Source organism: Cloacibacillus sp. An23, from assembly GCF_002159945.1.
Classification (GTDB): Bacteria; Synergistota; Synergistia; order Synergistales; family Synergistaceae; genus Caccocola.
The window spans coordinates 218,985-232,804 of sequence record NZ_NFJQ01000002.1 but is presented as its reverse complement, the minus strand read 5'-3'; the positions used below and the strand labels follow the sequence as shown (position 1 = coordinate 232,804).

The following is a 13,820-nucleotide window of genomic DNA, read 5'->3' as shown; positions in this document are numbered from 1 at the left end:
AGCGTTCTCCAACACTAACACGACGTTGCTTCGTATGTTCCGCAACCGCCGATGGGGACATAGCCCAGGCGAGCCACAACCTTGAGAGGTTCGCCGTTTTCGTCGGTGCGGATAAGGTCTATCGCCGAGATAACGCTGCCGTCGTCGCCATAATAGTATCCGTTGTCGTCGCGTATCAAGCGGAATATGCGTCCGTCTTCGAGAGTGACCGTTTCTTTTTCGTAATCCTCCGAGCCATCGAGCATGGCGTTGATGTCATTCAGAGTCACGTCTCTTTGCTCATAGAGATTGCGTGTCCGTCCGGTGAGCGCCAATGCGTGGCGTTTCCAGTATTTTATCGGGCGGCAGAGTTCCGAATAGGCGTTTGACGCCTGTTCCCAGTCTTTACGGAGCGCGTTGATTCCGGTCTCTTTTAGCAACTCTTCTTCACGATCCATGAATCGGTCGCTGTCTTCGCATATATTCTCGTCCGCGATGCGTTTTTTGATACGCCCCCGCTTTATATCAATGATTTCAAGAATCTGTTGCTCCTCCTGCTTCGTGCTTGCACGGGCGGTCTTGAACGCTTCAGGGGAAATGTCGTTTAAGGTCTTGTTTATCAGTTCGCCGGCTAAGGGTCTCGTCATTGTGTTTTTTCTCCTTTCTTTTTCGTCGATTACCACAGTTATAATTCTCTGTCCCTCTTTTTCACGCACCTCGGATATGTGACATCCGGCTATGGTAGGAACCAAGCCGAGAAGCTCATAGAGCGAGCAGCCGAGAATTTGCGCAATTTCTTTTATGGTGGATACCGGCGGCTCCACTTCGCCGCGCACCCAGCGGGAGACGGTTACGAGAGCTACCCCCATCTCAGATGCGAGTTCGTTTTGTGTGACGCCTGCTTTTTTCAGAGCGTTTTTAAGGCCGGGAACATAATTATTCATTTTAGTCTCTCCAATCCGATATTATCCATGCCGCGACTACCCCGCCGCCTAACCCGTTGACCAATGCGATGAAGGAATTCATGTCCCAGTCTATGAGATAGCAGACCGCTAAAAAGACCACCACAGGACAGATATACTTAAATTTTAATTTTCTCATTGTTCTGTGTGATAGAATTAAGAAGAAGGAGGGGAGTTTCCCCTCCCCGGGATTACCGCTTCCGCTTGCGACGTTTGCGGTTTTTCTTCTTCTCGTCCTTCTTTGCTTCTCTAAGCTGTAATATTCCGACTATCAAGTTCAGAGTCGCGATTGCAAGGGCGAGAAGTTCCCTTTCTTCTTTATCTAACACTTCATCACCTCCTCTGTGACTATTATTATATCATTTTATGACGTTTTGTAAAGCAAAAACAATCATATTATGATGTATTTTTCTCTGTGTTCGGGCACAAAAAAAGAGGGGCGGATTTCTCCGCCCCATATAATACCGCCGCGACACGGCTGCTCCCTTTGCATTTGAATTTTAGATTTTTGTCCGTGCCGCAGTGGCAAACTTAATTTGCAATCGCCCCTACCGCCCCGCCGATGACGAGGCCGAGTATCAGCTTGCCCCAGCCTTTCTGGCGCTCCGCCTCCGCCTTGCGCTTGTAAGCGTCGGACATCGCCTTAAGTATTTCGTTCTGCTCGCGCAGGAGCGTCCGCTCTTCCGCGCTCGCCGTCGTGTAGGCGTTGAGCTCGTTGATGAGCTCTTGCGTGCTCTTGCGCTCTTCCGAGAGCGCCTGCCGTATGGCCTCAACCTCGGCGACGAGCGCGGCGTTGTCGGCTACAACCTCGCGTATATCACTCTTCGGTGCTGCTATCTCGCCGCTCTCTGTCAGCGTTGCGCTTGCGAGCGCCGTCGATGAGGCGATTATAAGCAGCAAGCAGCTCGTTGTCAGATAGAGTGCGAGCTTTGCGGTACGCATCGGCGGTCACCTCCTCGATGGCGCGGTCATGCTCCTGCTGGAGCCGGTAGATCTCCTCCTGCTTGCGGTCGAGCTCGGTTTGGAGGCCCGTCACCTTGTCCTCAAGCGCTTTGACCTGCTCAACGCTTTGTGCGTAGGCCGAGCTTAGTGACGAGAGCTCGCGCTTGAGCGACAAGTCTCTTGCATATATCCCTAAGACGAGCAGGGCTATGAGCGCCAAGCCGACGAGATGCCATTTGTGCGAGGCGAGCCAGTCAGCCGCTTTTTTGAGCGTCGTCTTGACTGCCGTCATTATCTTCGTCATGTTGAGGTAGTTCGCCTCCTTCACACTTTCCCGCTTCCGGCGGGTTGGCGCGGCGCTTGAAAAGATACGCGCCCCAGATGCCGCCTGTGAGGGCGCATAGTTCCGAGAACCCCGGGAACATGCGGTCTGCGCGCACCCAGACGGCAACGCACCAGACTATCATGCCAGTGAGCACAGCCGCCGCGACGCGAGGCAGGGACATAGCTCGGAACTCTAAGTCGTCGTAGAGTATCGAGGCGAGGTCGCGAAAGGGCTTGAGAGCCGCGCGCGCGATAGCTTTCAGTGTCATCATTTTCCTCCTCCGAGATGGGAGAAAAGCCAGCCGATGAAGCCGCTTACACCTAGCCCGAGCACGTATATGACTCCGTGAGCGATGGCCTTGTCACGCGCAGCGTCTACGGGCACGTCGGTCTCTATGTGATGTTTTATGGATTCTATAAGCGGCATTATCTGCGCTTGCTGCGCTTTTATCTCTGAGATTTCTTTTTCCATTGAGTTTATGCGCGTATATATGTCCGCATGGGCTTGGCTGCTCCTGGATTGCAGCTCGATGCGCATGGCTTCTACGGTGCTCTCTATTTTTCGCAGCTGCGCGCCCTGAGCCGTCACCCACGCGCGAAGGTCTTCATCGCCCATGCGTCCGCCTCCTATCTCTCGCCTATGAGTTCGCGGTTGCGCGCCAGCCTGTTCAGCCAGCCGCGCAGGAACTTCGCCTGCGACGGGTTGCTTTCGACGATGGCGCGATAGTATTTTTCACGCTCGTTGCAGTAGATTTCGCATATCAGCGACACGTTGCCCTTGAGGTCGAGACACTGGCAGAGTGCCGAAAGCGTCTTCGTCCCGACGGCTCCGTCTACGTCTACGCGCACGCCGATACCGGCCTTCGCGGCGTAGTTGTTGATGGTTCTCTGCAAGAGCTTCGCAGCCCCGCCGAGCCCGTGGTTGACCGCCGCGTCGAAGTGCAGCGTGCAGAGCGGAGAATCCATGTCGCAGGCGTGTGACGGCTGCCAGTAATAGCGCTCGTATATGACGGCGGCCTCGTCTCGCGTGAGCGTCTTAACGTCGGTATGCTTGACCAGGCCGTCATTGTAGGCTCGTCGCATTGTGGAGGCGGTTATGCCCATGTTGGTCTCGCCGCCTCGGTCGTGCGGATCGTCTACGTAGCCGCCCTCGTTAGAGAGCACGAACGAGAGCGCGGATGAATATTTTTCGTCCAAAGTTATCACCTCTCAAAAAGCAACGGAGCCCCGAAGGGCTCCGCATGACAAAAATAAAGAGCCTCTGAAGAGGCTCTTTCGGCTGATACTGTTGTCGCACTACTCGTAGATGATGCACCAGAGCACCGCCACGCTCGCAGGCGTGACGTTCTGGGAAGCACCATAGATAGGGTTAGCATTTTGCGCGTGAAATCGCACAACTTCTCCACCGATAGCATTACCGGCAGATGAAGGGGCAGATAGTCCTATCGCAACTGCAGAAGACCAGCAGCCGGGATTCTCTGCTGCATCGCTTTTGGTAAAAACGCCTGATGAGCCAAGATTAACTAACGCCGCATATACAATGTTAGGATAAGTACCAGACGCTAATGGTCTAAATATTAGAGAACCGTATAAATCCGGCAATCCTTCTGCTATCGATGCCCCCGCTGTACGCTCTGCATCTGCACCCGCCAGCCACCGCCCGCGCATGTCAGGCAGATTGAATGTCGATACACCGTCCCCAGCGCCCGCCTTGGTGCCGAGAACGGCGAAAAGCTCCTTGTACGCCTCGCGGCTTACCTCCGAGCCGTCACACGCCAGAGTGCCGGGCGGGGCCGTCTCGCCATAGTATGGGAGGACGAAGCCCACGCCCGCGTTGATGACTACTTTCTGCATCTCTCCGTTCTCGTTCTGCATGTAGGTCGAGTAGTAAGCCATCACGCAGCCCTCCCGGAGAGCGGCGAAATGACTACTATTTGACTGCTAACTAGGGAGGGTTGCCCCCCCCCCGTGTACACTTTCTAATTGTTATCTGTATCATGGTTTATTATTCTCCTTATCACACATATATTACGCATGGCAGGAACGCCACGTTCCGCGGGCGGTTTTCGTCGGCGGTCGGAATACCGGCATTGGCAAGACTTAATGTTACCTGTCGATACTGTCCTCCCACACTTGTGTCGGGTTGTGTCGCCATAGATGTGTCCGTTAGTCGCGGAATGCCAGTAAAACACCCTGTGGCCCGGGTAAATATACCATTTGAATCAGCTCCGAATAAACCGGACATATCCCTTATCGCGTCCCCCTGCGTACTCCCCACCGTCCGGCTCGTCCCGTTGAAGCGCGGGAACTCGTCTCTCCAGTCCGGCAGCGCAAACGTGCTCACACCGTCCCCCGCGCCGTACTGTGTGCCGAAGATGGCGAAGAGCTTGGCGTAGGCCTCGCGCGAGACCTCGCTGCCATCCGCTACAAGTGTGCCAGCGGGTGGCGTCGGTGTCGTGGCCAAGAGTAAGCAGCCGGTGAAGTCAGGCAGATGGACTTCGTTCGCATTGCCGTACTCGTCAATGCCGGAAGAAATAAGGGAGGCCATCTATCGCGCCTCCCTTGCTGAAACTGCTCTATGTTGTCTTAGGTTGCATACTCTGCGATAGTGTTTACCACAGAGCGCCCCCCCGTATACATTACGTAATGTCATTATTTATGCCTCCGTGACCTCTTCCCACTGCCAGAGGCCTGCCGTGCCCGGTGCCCATGTACACGGTAGCATGTCTGCTTTGGCTAAGTAGATTTTGCCGTTGTAGCTGTAATATTTGCCGTTGTACACGTCCATGCCGTCCAGATAGGTGTACGGATTTTCGAGCGTGCCGTCCGGCTCATCGCCGGTCTCGCTGTCTACCGAGAGCGGGCGATATATCGCGAGCATACCCTCCGCGCTCGGCGGCTGCGTCTCGATTGCCGTGACCTGCTGGATTACCTCATAGACGACGCCCTCGTGGACGAGGCGGTATCCGGCCTCGTAGGTCTCGCCCGCCTGCCACTCGTCAAAGAGTCTAGCCTTGGCAAAGGTCTTAAATTCAGCGGCGGAAAATGACATCGTCTGCACGGCGCTGCGCTGCATGGCGGCTGTGATTATGTCGTTGGCCTGCCGCTGTGCCTCTGCGAGGTTGCGGCGCTCCTGCACTTCGGGCGGGATTACCCAGCCGCCGGTTTCCTCGTCCCAGACGGATTCACCGTCTTTCGGTTCGGTCTGTGTCCATACGGTTTCGTCAGGCTCGACGCCGATGTCCTTGATTTCGTGCAGCTCGCGCGTGGCCTTGTCGTACCACTTCTCGCCGCGGTGGTCGGGCATGAGCGTCCACGCTTTGGAGGCTGCGTCAAAGCACGCGGCCTGCTTCTCGCCCGCGGTCGGCGGCTCTGTGGTCGTGGCCGCTGCGGGGATAAGCCACTTATTTTCGCGAGGTGACCACTGGCACGTGGCCTTTGCCTCCGGCTTGTACTCGCCGGTGGTCTTGTCGTAGGTGTATATGACTGGTGCGGCGGGTCTCTCCGCCTGCTGATTGTTGCTCATATTCAATTTGCTCCTTTCGGGATTTTTAGATTATTCGTAGACTACGCAGATGTTGACTGCATAGTTGAGTGGCCGAGATGTCCACCCAATATTTCCGCTTACAATTTCACTTTGTGGTATATACCCCATTGGTGTATATGAGTATGATGTATTTGCCCTTGGAAGCGTCCCTTCGCTATCTCGTTGGTACACAGCAAGTGCAATTTGGGAACCATTGTTGCCAAGACAATATTGACCAACGAGAGTAGCATCTTGCAATACTCCTAAATTAGCTGCATTGCCGCCGACACAACGCAAAAACGCGCCACGGAAATCCGGCAAGTTGAACGTCGTAGTCCCGTTACCGGCCCCATACATCGTGCCGAACACCGCGAAAAGCTCGCTGTACGTCTCACGACTTACCTCGCTGCCGTCACAGGCAAGGCAGTGCGGCGGAACGCTCTCGAAACCGAAATACTTGAACTCGCCAACATAGCCAGAGAGTATGAACTTCGATGGCTGGCCATACTCATTGATGCCACTCCTGACGCCAATCATCTTGCGTCCTCCGCGGCAACAAAGAGATGACTACTGGGGAGGACTACCCCCCCCGTATATACTTACAGTATGCTAACATTGTATGTGTCCTCCTGTGATTATTACTCGTAAACGATGCATGGCAAAATTGCCACGCTCGCGGGCGTGACGTGGTTGGATGCACCGTAGGTAGGGTTAGACGCTGAAGCGTTGAAGTTCACTCTAGACAGAGTCGTGTTCGAAGTCGGTTGCGCAATAACTCCGTAGTCGTTTTTGCCTGGCACGCCAGAAAAAGCGCCACTTGCCACGGTAAACAAATTGTCGTTGACCCATCCAACTGTACCAACGATGTCCGGCAGCCCCTCCGCTACCTCTTCGCCCGCACCGCGTTCTGTGTCAGCGCCCACCATCCACCGCCCGCGCAGGTCTGGCAAATTAAACGTCGTAGAGCCGTCGCCCGGCCCGCAGAGCGCGCCTATCTCCTCATAAAGCTCGTGGTAGGTCTCGCGCGAGATTTCCGAGCCGTCGCAAACGAGCGTCCCAGGCGGCGGCGTGCTGCCGAAGTGCGGGATGATGTCGCCTATCGCGCAGCCCAGCAGTACGCTGCTCGGCGCGCCGGTCTCGTCGACGCCGTACTCTCTGACGCGGGCCATCATGCAGCACTCCCTGAGAGCGGCGAAATGGCTACTATATGACTACTAACTAGGGAGGATTGCCCCCCCCCGTGTACACTTTCTGCGTGTATGCTGTATCATTGTTCAATATCTCCTATCTACTCGTAGATTATGCACGGCGTCAACACCACGCTTTTGGGCGTTACGTGGTCGGATGCGCCGTAGATGTCATTGTCGTTTTGTGCGTTAAACCTCAACACAGTAGTCCTTTGCCCGGTTGTGTTGCTGGTGCCCGTGCTCAAAACGTCTCCCCATTCATCCCCTGATTGGAATTCTGTGGATATTAACCCTGCGCCATTATAAACTCCACTATCCACAATGTTATTGGGCGGCATTGGCGAGCCTGAGTTGTTGGAATAATTACGTGCTTGTATTTGTCCTGTCAAATTTGGCAGCCCCTCCGCGACACGGTCCCCCGCCTCGTGCTCCGTCCCAGCGCAGAGTATCCATACGTCGCGTAGGTCGGGCAAGTTAAACGTAGTCTCGCCATCTCCTGCGCCGCAGGAAACGCCGAGGAAGTCAAACAGCTCCTTATACGTCTGTCGAGACACAGCAGAGCCGTCGCAGACCAGCGTGCCAGCGCGCGGGGTGGCTCGCGGCGAGAAAACGATGTCACCCACGCGCGATCTGGATCTGACGCCCGAGGACTGGCCATATTCGTCAACGCCGTAGCTCTCGATGTCCGGCATCTCAGTCCGCCCTCCGCGCGCGGGATATGTTAACTATATGTTGCGTCCTATGGAGGAGCGCCCCCCCCCCGTTTGCATATACTAACTGTCATTGTTTTGTTTCCTCCTATACGTATCTGATGCAGGGTCTTAACGCGACATTTACGGGGCGGTTCTCGGCGGCGGTGGGGACAACACGCGAAGCGTCAAACAAAATTCCGTCATAACCGGTTAATTTGATTGTATTTGGGTTCGCTACACTTCGCGCTTCATTCGTGTCAGTTGTATTGTTGCCAAAGCAACCATTGTTAGATGCTGATAATATCGGTACATCACCACCGTTTACATCTTGCCATAGATAATCAAACAACCGTCCCTTAATGTTCCGTATTGCATCACCCTGCCTCACTCCCAAATCCGCATTGTTCTCCCCGCCGTCGCCGCGCACAAAGATGCCTCTGAGGTCAGGGATGTTGAACGTATCCGCACCATCCCCGGCTCCCCACGTGGTGCCTATGGCGGCAAAGAGCTCCTTGTACACGTTGCGGTTGACCTCGCTGCCGTCGCAGTAGAGATAGCCCTCCGGGATTTCCGGGCCAGCGAACCACGTCGGGAAGCCGATTGCGGTCGGGACCCTGGTCTGGATTAGATTGCCGTACTCGTCCGGCACATAAACAACGTCCATCGGTATGCTCATGTCTTACGCCCCCTTTATAGTGACCGAGCTGTAGCAGTAGCTTTGCAGCAGCTTTGTAATCTGGTCTTGGCTGTACTGCGTCGTCGTGACGAGCGCCACGCCGCGCGCGGTAGCCTCTGGGATAAGCCTGCTGCGCTCGAGCCTCGTTATCGGCGACGGTATGACGTTATTAGCGTTGTCGAACCACACCGTGACCGTCGTCAGCCCGCTGCCGTAGACCGGCGAACCGAAGACGCGGCAGAGATAAGCGTCGGACGAGTTGAAGCGCAGCAGCTTGCCCATCGGGAACTTGCCTGTGGCGTCGCCCGCCACGGTGAAAGTAGTGTCGCCCGTCCGCGTAGGGATAGGCTCAAACAGCCACGTCATATCTCCCCACGGCATTTTTTGCCAGTATTGCCCCGTCGTGTCCGAGTGCGGAGCCATCACCGTGCCATTCGGGCCGTTGGCTCCGACGCAGAAATACAGATTGTCGTCGGAATCGTCGTAGACCAGCGCGGGAGGCGCGTAGCTCTGCTGCGCGTCGTATGTCCAGACGCCGCCGGTCTGCATGAACACCGCGTGCGCCGAAAGCGCGTAAAGGACGGCGTTGAAGTCCTTGCGGTCGGGGGCCACGCCTCCGGCCCCGAGCGGAAGCGCGGTTATCGGCGGGAAGCCCAACTGCCAGCTCGCCGCGCCCGCCGTCGTGCTCTCCGGGATAGTGTTCTTATCGCCGTTTATTGCAAACGGCTCAGGTATAAAATTCGGCTGTGCCATGTCTCACACTCCTTCATGCGCCCTGCACAATGCCGTAGCCGTCAAACGTCCCCTGGTTAAACGGCTGTAAGCCTGAGCCGTCGAAGCCAAAAGTACGGTCGGGGTCGATCTGGTAGTATTCCCAGCCGACGCCCGCGCCGCGGTTGAGCAGGCCGTAGTTCTTAAAAATCTCGATTTCGTAGCTCGAAAGGTAGAAGTAGAAGATAACTCGTATCTTCATAATCCCGTTTGGGACGATGCCCTCAAGGCCGATGGACGTTACCACGTCGCCGAAGAGCAGCGACAGCAGCCGGTTCTGCGCCTCCGCTGTGTCCTCGGAGATGTTCGCCATAGCCTTGTAGTAGATGAGTTTTCTGTAAGCCTCGTCGGCTAGCTCGTAGAACTCGCCCAGGGTCGCGGAGTTGTAAAACGGCGCTTGGTTGAACGGGTTGAGCTGTGAGCCGTCGAAGCCGAAGTATTCGCCGCTCGGCACCAACATGCGGCGCGGAACGGCGACTATCTGCCCCCAGATGTCGAGTCCTATGCCTTCCGCCGTGTCGAGATTGAAAATCTTCTCGTAAAACGTGTTGATGTCGCTGTTAGGGTCTATACGCTTCGCCGCCGCCTCGATGATTCCGCGGAGGTGCGGGCTCGCGCCGTACTGAGACTGTATCGTCTCAAGGTTGAGCTCGTGAAAATCAATCATCGTTCTCGATTACGACGGTCACGTCGTCCTCCGTAAGCACCGGCTCGACGTTGCCCGGTATCGTGATGTAATTGGACAGAGCGCCGTTGTTAAGCCCTATCTGTATGTCCACTAGGTCAACGACTCCGGCGGTCTTGATGGCGGCTATCGAGAAGCGGGACGAGTAAACGACCTCCGCAAGCCCGACGCGCGTGTTGCCGCTATTTTCGTCGTTGCCGTAGAAGTCGTTGACTATCGCTGCCTTGAGGTCGTTGACTATCGTTGCGGGCGTGCGCTCCGTCGCGCGTATCGTCACCTGCACCTGCACCGGCTGGGGCGTGGGGCGCAGAATGTAATAGTTGTAGACTCCGCCAGTCTCGTTGGTGTACGTAACCTCGGTGTTCCCGGTCGTGCCGCAGCCGTTTCCGAGCTTCATGTAGATGGCTTCGGCTATCTCGTCGTTGTCGCCGCCGTAAATGCAGATGGCGACGGAATGCCCCGGTATTTCCACGCTCCACAGCGTCGTGGGCGAGTCACCCCTGTTTTCGAGCACTTCCACGTCGAGCACGCCGTTGATGTTAGCCAGCGTCCCGTAGACCGCCGCAACCGAGCCGTGCGCGTTGTTTGCCACGCTCGCGTAGCGCCGCGCCTCGAACTCCGCGCGGCTTTCCTCGTCGCGCCCAGGTACTCCTGCGACGGCGTTGTTCACGGTGTCCCAGCCGGGTATGACCGTGACTATCGTCGTGCAAGTGTTCGCGCCGACGTCGATAGGCCCTGTCTCCTCGAGCGCAAACTCGACGTTCGCGACGCCGGTGTCCGGGATTGTGGCCTCGCCGACCGAGGAAAGCCTGTATCCGTCCGTGTTCTGGATTATCGCGCCCTGCGGGATAACGGTACCCTGCAAGCCCGTACACTGGCACGTGACGACCGTCGGTTCGGCGGTCTTTCGCGTGATGAAATATATCTTCGCAATCGCGTCCTGAAAGCGTCCGTCCGCAACAAGCGGATTGAACTGATTTGCGATGTTGAGCAGCTCGGTATCCTTAGCCGTGACGAAGGCGGTCAGAGAGTCGATTATCTGCCCCGCCGGAGACTCCGGCTCGGTGTTGAGCGTCGCGTCTTCGTCGTCAAATATCGCCTGCCAGTCCGCGACTATCGCGGCGCGTATCGTCTCGCTGTCCTCTGCGGACAGCCCCGTCTGCGGGTCGAAAGTTATTGCCATTCGCTCACCTCCCCGTCACAGCTCCACGCGGAGGGCTTCGCCCTCGTCCGTTATCGCGTCTATGTAGCCCTCAAGCACGCGCCCCGGCGTTATGTCTGTTATCGTCACTTCGGAGTCCGCGATATTCTCGACTTCGTTCGCCGCTTTGCGGAAGCGCGAGCGGACGACCGACGCGGAGGGCATGAGCCCGAGGTCAATCGCGAAGTGCGGCACTCCCTTGTCCTTAGCGAGATATGCGTCGTTGGTGAAGAGCCGTACCGCGTTCGCGATGTTTTGCGCGTCACAATAAAGCCCGTCCGTGAGAGCTATGTCCCCGGACGGGCTTAGAAAGATGTCCCATTTGTCGTTGAGTAAGAGAGAGCGTTTTTTCATGTTTTCATGGCCTGCCTCCTTATAGCGGCGGCGACGTCTCGCCATGCACCCCCATATGGGTGTGGTTGACTAACGATTTTCCCGACGCTATCACGTCGCCGCTCGGCACCGTCACCGTAGGCGCGTTGACCGTCACGCCGCCCGATGCCGTTATGACTATGCTTTGGTCTTGCTTGACCTCGATGTAGACCGACGGCGCGCGGTTGAGGAAGCCGCCGATGTAAAAGCCGTCGGACATCGAGAACTTGCGGAACGACCCGGGCTGCACCGGCTTGTCCTGCATCTGCGCGACGTTGGAGCAGTCGGACTTCGCAAAGACCGCGAGGCCGACATCCCCGACAACTGGGTCGATTACCAGAGCCGCGACGCCGCCCTGCACGCGCGCGTAAGGCACTCGGAACAGCTCGGCGGGGTCTAACGTCTCGCCGAAGCCGTCCACCTGGCAGACGAGCGGTTTGACCGTGACGTAGCCCGTCGCCGCGCCCGCGCCGCCCGCGTCTACCGCCGTCACGATTACCGGGATGGCGGTGTTCACGAGCCCGAGAATCGTGTTACGTATGAGGAACTCCATCGCGTTGAACTCCGACGAGCCGGACGTGAGCCGCTTGTTGCCCTTGACAGCGCCGTTACTTGGCATTATTCCCGCCTCCTATGTAGGCCGCCTCGATGGCGGTGTTCCACGAGCCGCCACCCGTCACGTAGGCCGAGAGCTTGTGCGTGAGCTTCGTTATCTTCCAGCGCCCGGACGCGCGCGGCACGATGCTTTGCAGCTCTATTGCGCCGCCCTGCTTGAGGTTCGGGTCGTAAAAACACGAGCATGCGATGCCGTCCGACGTAAAGCTCGGATAGCCGACGAGCCCCGTCTCGACCGAAAGCGGCACGTTGTCGCCGCGCGGTTTGTCATACTCCATGAGCACCATCGTGTCGTCGTCTATAAGCAGCTCCGCGCCTACCTCGTCGGCAACGGCTTTGGCTTTCTCGATGGGCGAGCCGTTGAACGTGGCGTTGCGGACGCTCGCCGTCACGCCCTCATTGCGGAAGCTGTAGCCTATCTCCGTAGCGAACTGTTTGATAAGGTCGGCAGCGAGAGCTTCGCCGTTGACGCTCATAGGCTTCGCGCCTATCTGCGCCGCGTAGCCGCCGGATATAGCCTCGATTTTGAACCACACCTCCGGCGCACCGGAGAAGTCCGCGAAGGCGCTTGTTATCTCGCCTTTGAAAACGACGTCCAGCTCCTGTCCCTGAATCCCGGCCTCTATCGTAATCGTGTTTTTGAGCGATTGAAGCGGCTGGAACGCGAGGAAGGTCATCTGCTCCATGTCGTCAAGCCTAATGTTCGCAATCTTGACCGTCGCGCTGTTTTTCTCCGGCAGTCCGGGCTTTGAGACTTCGACCTCAGTGGCAAGCCCTTCGATTATCTTTGTGTTGCCGCCCGACGAGAACGTACCTTGCCCGAGCGTTATCGTCGTGCGAATGGTTTTTAGTGAGAACGACTGCGGCATCTCCGCGCCTCCTAGTACTGCAAGGCGAGCGGTACTTCCTCGCCCTCGGAGAGATAGAGCAGTACGTAGCGGTCTGCGAGCCCGTCCCACTGCGGCGATTTCTGGTTACCCTGCGTGTCCCAGAAGTGCAGCGAGCCGCGGAAGTAGAGCGACGGGAACTGCGTGATGCTCGCGCCGTTGCGGCAGATAGCGCCGCGGCATACAACGTTATCCCCGACGGTAAGGTCGAGGAACATCAGCCCGAAGCGCCAGTAGACGAATATCGTACAGTTCTGGTTATCGAGGACGACCTGAAACTCCTGCGACGGAAGGTTTTTGAGCGGTATCTGAAGCATTACGCACCGCCTCCAGTCAATGCGTCCTCCAGAGCCCTCGCCATCGTCCTGTTGTCTACGGACTCTTTTGTCTTATCACTTGGCTCCTTTGGCTGAGTGCGCCCCGTCTTCTGCTTGCTCGCGTTCGAGGCGTTTTTGCACTGTGTCGTCGTGAGCGTCGCCGTGCCGGTCTGCACCTCGCGTATCTCCTTGATACGCATATCGACGATGAGCAGCCCGTTGCCTTGCCTCTGGTTGCGCATGTAGTCGTAGGATTCGAGCGTGAGGTTTTCGTGCTCATAGTCCGGCGTGACGAGCGAGAACGTGTCCGTGCCGCTCTTGAGCTTCTTGAGCGTTTCCTGCGCCTGCTGGAGCTCCGAGGCGTCGCCCTCGATGGCGAGCCGCACGCGGAACACGTCGGAATACTGCGTGCGGTTGTAGGCCGCGAATGAGCCCTGTTCGAGCGCTTCTTCGGGTACAACGCTGTCGCTCTGGACGTGAGTCTCGAGCATGGAGGTGAACGTGATAAGCGTCCGTCCCTCCTGCATCAGCGTCCACTGTTCGCGGGTGTTGTCCGGCATTGGCAAACCACCTCCCTTAAAGTTATACTATGCGGGTTGCTGCTCCCAATCCGGCAACGGAAAGGGGGTGTATCTTGTGATATTCATCTCTTTTTTGGTCTCTGTCGCGGCAAGTGTAGCCGGT

Annotated in this window: 23 protein-coding genes; all 23 read right to left on the bottom strand. The window is 57.0% G+C overall.

Annotation, left to right across the window (positions count from 1 at the left end; genetic code table 11):
* Nucleotides 1–14: 14 nt before the first annotated feature.
* Nucleotides 15–923: a helix-turn-helix transcriptional regulator gene (locus tag B5F39_RS02865; RefSeq protein ID WP_087363626.1), complete on the bottom strand. Its 909-nt coding sequence runs from the start codon at nucleotides 921–923 to the stop codon at nucleotides 15–17.
* Nucleotide 924: 1 nt separating this feature from the next.
* Nucleotides 925–1,047: a hypothetical protein gene (locus B5F39_RS14630; protein ID WP_255376004.1), complete on the bottom strand. Its 123-nt coding sequence runs from the start codon at nucleotides 1,045–1,047 to the stop codon at nucleotides 925–927.
* 85 nt (nucleotides 1,048–1,132) lie between these two features.
* A complete protein-coding gene (locus B5F39_RS14200; RefSeq protein ID WP_158095910.1) occupies nucleotides 1,133–1,270 on the bottom strand; it encodes a hypothetical protein in 138 nt (45 codons plus the stop codon).
* A gap of 202 nt (nucleotides 1,271–1,472) precedes the next feature.
* A complete protein-coding gene (locus tag B5F39_RS02860; RefSeq protein ID WP_143330629.1) occupies nucleotides 1,473–1,841 on the bottom strand; it encodes a hypothetical protein in 369 nt (122 codons plus the stop codon).
* On the bottom strand, nucleotides 1,759–2,211 hold the full coding sequence (locus B5F39_RS13965; protein WP_143330628.1) for a hypothetical protein: 453 nt from the start codon (nucleotides 2,209–2,211) through the stop codon (nucleotides 1,759–1,761). Before B5F39_RS13965 ends, B5F39_RS02860 begins: the two co-directional genes overlap by 83 nt.
* Entirely contained in the window at nucleotides 2,138–2,479 is a 342-nt protein-coding gene (locus B5F39_RS02855; RefSeq protein WP_143330627.1) for a hypothetical protein, read from the bottom strand. Before B5F39_RS02855 ends, B5F39_RS13965 begins: the two co-directional genes overlap by 74 nt.
* A complete protein-coding gene (locus B5F39_RS02850) occupies nucleotides 2,476–2,823 on the bottom strand; it encodes a hypothetical protein (protein ID WP_087363621.1) in 348 nt (115 codons plus the stop codon). The genes B5F39_RS02855 and B5F39_RS02850 overlap by 4 nt, the downstream gene beginning before the upstream one ends.
* A gap of 11 nt (nucleotides 2,824–2,834) precedes the next feature.
* Nucleotides 2,835–3,404, bottom strand: coding sequence for a glycosyl hydrolase 108 family protein (locus B5F39_RS02845; protein WP_158095909.1), 570 nt, complete (start codon nucleotides 3,402–3,404; stop codon nucleotides 2,835–2,837).
* Between the two features lie 99 nt (nucleotides 3,405–3,503).
* Entirely contained in the window at nucleotides 3,504–4,103 is a 600-nt protein-coding gene (locus B5F39_RS02840; protein WP_087363618.1) for a phage tail protein, read from the bottom strand.
* Nucleotides 4,104–4,224: 121 nt separating this feature from the next.
* Nucleotides 4,225–4,755: a tail fiber protein gene (locus B5F39_RS02835; protein ID WP_087363616.1), complete on the bottom strand. Its 531-nt coding sequence runs from the start codon at nucleotides 4,753–4,755 to the stop codon at nucleotides 4,225–4,227.
* A gap of 108 nt (nucleotides 4,756–4,863) precedes the next feature.
* Nucleotides 4,864–5,733 carry a hypothetical protein gene (locus tag B5F39_RS02830; protein ID WP_087363614.1) on the bottom strand — a complete coding sequence of 290 codons (870 nt, stop codon included), beginning with the start codon at nucleotides 5,731–5,733 and terminating at the stop codon, nucleotides 4,864–4,866.
* Between the two features lie 30 nt (nucleotides 5,734–5,763).
* A complete protein-coding gene (locus B5F39_RS02825; protein ID WP_087363613.1) occupies nucleotides 5,764–6,270 on the bottom strand; it encodes a phage tail protein in 507 nt (168 codons plus the stop codon).
* Between the two features lie 101 nt (nucleotides 6,271–6,371).
* Nucleotides 6,372–6,902 carry a tail fiber protein gene (locus B5F39_RS02820; protein ID WP_158095908.1) on the bottom strand — a complete coding sequence of 177 codons (531 nt, stop codon included), beginning with the start codon at nucleotides 6,900–6,902 and terminating at the stop codon, nucleotides 6,372–6,374.
* 119 nt (nucleotides 6,903–7,021) lie between these two features.
* Entirely contained in the window at nucleotides 7,022–7,612 is a 591-nt protein-coding gene (locus tag B5F39_RS02815) for a phage tail protein (RefSeq protein ID WP_087363610.1), read from the bottom strand.
* 106 nt (nucleotides 7,613–7,718) lie between these two features.
* On the bottom strand, nucleotides 7,719–8,288 hold the full coding sequence (locus B5F39_RS02810) for a phage tail protein (RefSeq protein WP_087363608.1): 570 nt from the start codon (nucleotides 8,286–8,288) through the stop codon (nucleotides 7,719–7,721).
* A gap of 3 nt (nucleotides 8,289–8,291) precedes the next feature.
* Nucleotides 8,292–9,041, bottom strand: coding sequence for a hypothetical protein (locus B5F39_RS02805; protein ID WP_087363606.1), 750 nt, complete (start codon nucleotides 9,039–9,041; stop codon nucleotides 8,292–8,294).
* 13 nt (nucleotides 9,042–9,054) lie between these two features.
* Nucleotides 9,055–9,726, bottom strand: coding sequence for a DUF2612 domain-containing protein (locus B5F39_RS02800; protein ID WP_087363604.1), 672 nt, complete (start codon nucleotides 9,724–9,726; stop codon nucleotides 9,055–9,057).
* Nucleotides 9,719–10,927: a baseplate J/gp47 family protein gene (locus tag B5F39_RS02795; RefSeq protein ID WP_087363602.1), complete on the bottom strand. Its 1,209-nt coding sequence runs from the start codon at nucleotides 10,925–10,927 to the stop codon at nucleotides 9,719–9,721. Before B5F39_RS02795 ends, B5F39_RS02800 begins: the two co-directional genes overlap by 8 nt.
* Nucleotides 10,928–10,942: 15 nt before the next feature.
* Nucleotides 10,943–11,299, bottom strand: coding sequence for a hypothetical protein (locus tag B5F39_RS02790; protein WP_087363601.1), 357 nt, complete (start codon nucleotides 11,297–11,299; stop codon nucleotides 10,943–10,945).
* Between the two features lie 19 nt (nucleotides 11,300–11,318).
* The gene (locus B5F39_RS02785; protein WP_087363599.1) at nucleotides 11,319–11,936 is read right to left on the bottom strand and encodes a hypothetical protein; all 618 of its coding nucleotides are present in this window, start codon (nucleotides 11,934–11,936) and stop codon (nucleotides 11,319–11,321) included.
* The gene (locus B5F39_RS02780; protein WP_087363597.1) at nucleotides 11,926–12,801 is read right to left on the bottom strand and encodes a hypothetical protein; all 876 of its coding nucleotides are present in this window, start codon (nucleotides 12,799–12,801) and stop codon (nucleotides 11,926–11,928) included. The genes B5F39_RS02785 and B5F39_RS02780 overlap by 11 nt, the downstream gene beginning before the upstream one ends.
* An 11-nt stretch (nucleotides 12,802–12,812) precedes the next feature.
* Nucleotides 12,813–13,136, bottom strand: coding sequence for a hypothetical protein (locus B5F39_RS02775; RefSeq protein ID WP_087363596.1), 324 nt, complete (start codon nucleotides 13,134–13,136; stop codon nucleotides 12,813–12,815).
* Nucleotides 13,136–13,696 (bottom strand): phage baseplate protein, encoded by a 561-nt coding sequence (locus tag B5F39_RS02770; protein ID WP_087363594.1) that lies wholly within the window; start codon nucleotides 13,694–13,696, stop codon nucleotides 13,136–13,138. The genes B5F39_RS02775 and B5F39_RS02770 overlap by 1 nt, the downstream gene beginning before the upstream one ends.
* Nucleotides 13,697–13,820: the final 124 nt, after the last annotated feature.